Annotated in this window: 2 protein-coding genes and 2 pseudogenes; all 4 read left to right on the forward strand. The window is 44.3% G+C overall.

The features are described from left to right. Positions 1-145, forward strand: a pseudogene (locus tag F6K53_RS37425) (RNA-guided endonuclease TnpB family protein); the annotation flags it as partial. A gap of 175 nt (positions 146-320) precedes the next feature. After that, positions 321-1,157 carry a methyltransferase domain-containing protein gene (locus tag F6K53_RS37430; RefSeq protein WP_293084698.1) on the forward strand — a complete coding sequence of 279 codons (837 nt, stop codon included), beginning with the start codon at positions 321-323 and terminating at the stop codon, positions 1,155-1,157. Positions 1,158-1,176: 19 nt separating this feature from the next. Then, positions 1,177-1,617, forward strand: coding sequence for an NADAR family protein (locus F6K53_RS37435; RefSeq protein WP_293084701.1), 441 nt, complete (start codon positions 1,177-1,179; stop codon positions 1,615-1,617). Positions 1,618-1,973: 356 nt separating this feature from the next. Beyond that, a pseudogene (locus F6K53_RS37440) lies at positions 1,974-2,399 on the forward strand (class I SAM-dependent methyltransferase); the annotation flags it as partial.

The following is a 2,399-nucleotide window of genomic DNA, read 5'->3' on the forward strand; positions in this document are numbered from 1 at the left end:
AATAGGACATGGTGACTTTTCTGGGATTCAGCGTCTATGTCAACACTTAGATAATCTGATTTCAAAGATCAGTAAGGCTAAGGGAAAACAAAAATACCGAATGAGAAAAGCCGCCAGAAGGATGGTGATCAGGATTCAGAGCTTAGAGGTTGTCTGAGAAGTCTCATTTGCTACATCCAAGCCCCCGTTGGTCCCCCAATTCTGGGGGACTTTTACAAGCAAATTGACTCTTGTTCCCCCCAAAGTTGGGGGGTTAGGGGGGCAAAATTCAGTATAAAAAACTTTTCAGATATCCTCTTAGAACCCAAGGAAATAGCGGTATGAATACCACTTATTCAGAAGCGGTGAAAACAGCGCAAACCTATTATGATGGTGCAGAAACAGACCAATTGTATGCTACTTTCTGGGGTGGGGAGCATATCACTTATGGGATATACAAGAGTTCCGATGAACCGATCCATGATGCCTCCAAGCGCACGGTGGAAACAATTGCCCAAACACTGGAAAATCTAGCTCCCAATTCACGAGTCATCGATCTAGGTGCTGGTTATGGAGGGGCGGCGCGCTATCTGGCCAAAACCTACGGTTGTTCTGTCTGCTGTCTCAATTTAAGCGAGCGGCAAAATCAACGGAACCGCCAACTGAACCAAGAGCAGAATTTAGCGCACTTAGTTGAGGTAACTCAGGGAAGTTTTGAGGATATTCCTTATCCAGACAATTCCTTTAATATTGTCTGGTCCGAGGATGCCATTTTACACAGTAGCGATCGCACTCAGGTCTTTGAAGAAATTAAGAGGGTTCTACAGCCAGGGGGAGAGTTGATTTTTACTGACCCCATGCAAAAGGAGACTTGTCCACCAGGGCTACTGCAACCAGCCTTTGACCGTCTGCGTATCAAGGATATGGGTTCCTATCGCTTTTATAGTCAGACAGCCCAGGAATTGGGTTTTGAGGAATTGCACTTTATTGACCTTTCGGAAAATGTCCCTATCCATTATCGACGATTTGGGGAAGAAGTGCGCGAACGCTATCAGGAGGTAGTCAGAATTACTTCCACCGAATTGGCCGATAAAACTTTGAAAAGCATTGAACCCTGGATCGAGTATTACGAAAAAGGGTACATGCAGTGGGGGATTTTGCATTTTCGCCTGGGGTAAAATTTTTGGGAGTCAAGCTGTGACGATTTACTTTTACGACATTAGCGAAAAGCCCTATGGTTGTTTCTCCAACTTTTCCCCCCATGGGTTTGAACTGGACGGACTCTGGTGGCCCACCTCAGAGCATTATTTCCAAGCCCAGAAATTTGCTGGTACCTCCCATGTAGAAGAAATTCGCTCTTGCAAGACTCCCGCAGAAGCTGCCAGCATGGGACGAGAGCGTACTCGTCCTCTGCGCAGGGATTGGGAAGAAATCAAAGAGGATGTTATGGGGCGAGGCTTACTCTGTAAGTTTCAAACCCATGCTGATATCCGCGAAATTCTGCTGAGGACAGGGGACGAACTAATTGTGGAAGATGCTCCCCAGGATTATTATTGGGGTTGTGGGAAAGATAGGAGCGGTAAGAATCGCCTGGGAGAAATTTTAATGGAAATTCGAGCTATCTTACGAGAATCTTGAGCAGGAGTAATGCTGAAGAACCATGACAGAGTTAATGAATGCCGTTATTCTTACTGAATTTGGAGCTTGTAAGGATTTTATGGGTCTACCAAATTGGCGATGTAAAACTGTCAGGAAATAATTAATCTAATCTTGATTGGGCGGGAGTTTTAGTTTTTGAAAGAATGATTTTTTATAAATCACCTGCCCAATCATACTTAGTGGCCTCATACTTAGTGGGCAATAAGCGCGTTTTTCTGCATACTAGGTTCGGTAGAGCCATTTTTATCTACTCCATCCGAAATGCTTGATATGAAATCCTTCCCAAATAACCAGGATTTTTGACTTTCCAAACACAATCTTACCTTGGAATAACCATGACACTATCACAATCAGAAAAAGAATATCCTCTTTCAAAAGACGAAGCTTTGATTTACGATTGGCGCATCCATAGTATTCGCCAAGCACTGAAACAAAAAGGAAAAGCCACAGGTCCTTTGGAAATTGAAGATTTGCTAGAATTGGATCACTTAGACCAATACCACTACTTTGGCACCAAAGCTTGCGATCGCGCTATCGATCGTTTGGCACTATCCCCCAACTCGCGAGTTTTGGACATTGGCAGCGGTATTGGTGGGCCGGCTCGATACATTAGTTATAAAACGGAATGTCACATCCAATGTGTGGAATTAAGAAAGAGTTTTAACGAAATTGCCCAAGAACTCACCCAACGAGTGGGACTTGACGAACGCATCCAATACCTCACAGGCAATATTCTAAGTCCCCAAGTGATTGACGCCCTG

The organism is Moorena sp. SIO4A1 (genome assembly GCF_010672065.1).
In the GTDB taxonomy this organism is placed as follows: domain Bacteria; phylum Cyanobacteriota; class Cyanobacteriia; order Cyanobacteriales; family Coleofasciculaceae; genus Moorena.

Coding starts and splice junctions, on each gene's coding strand:
- F6K53_RS37430 (WP_293084698.1), top strand. CDS start 321: ATGAATACCACTTATTCAGAAGCGGTGAAAACAGCGCAAACCTATTAT.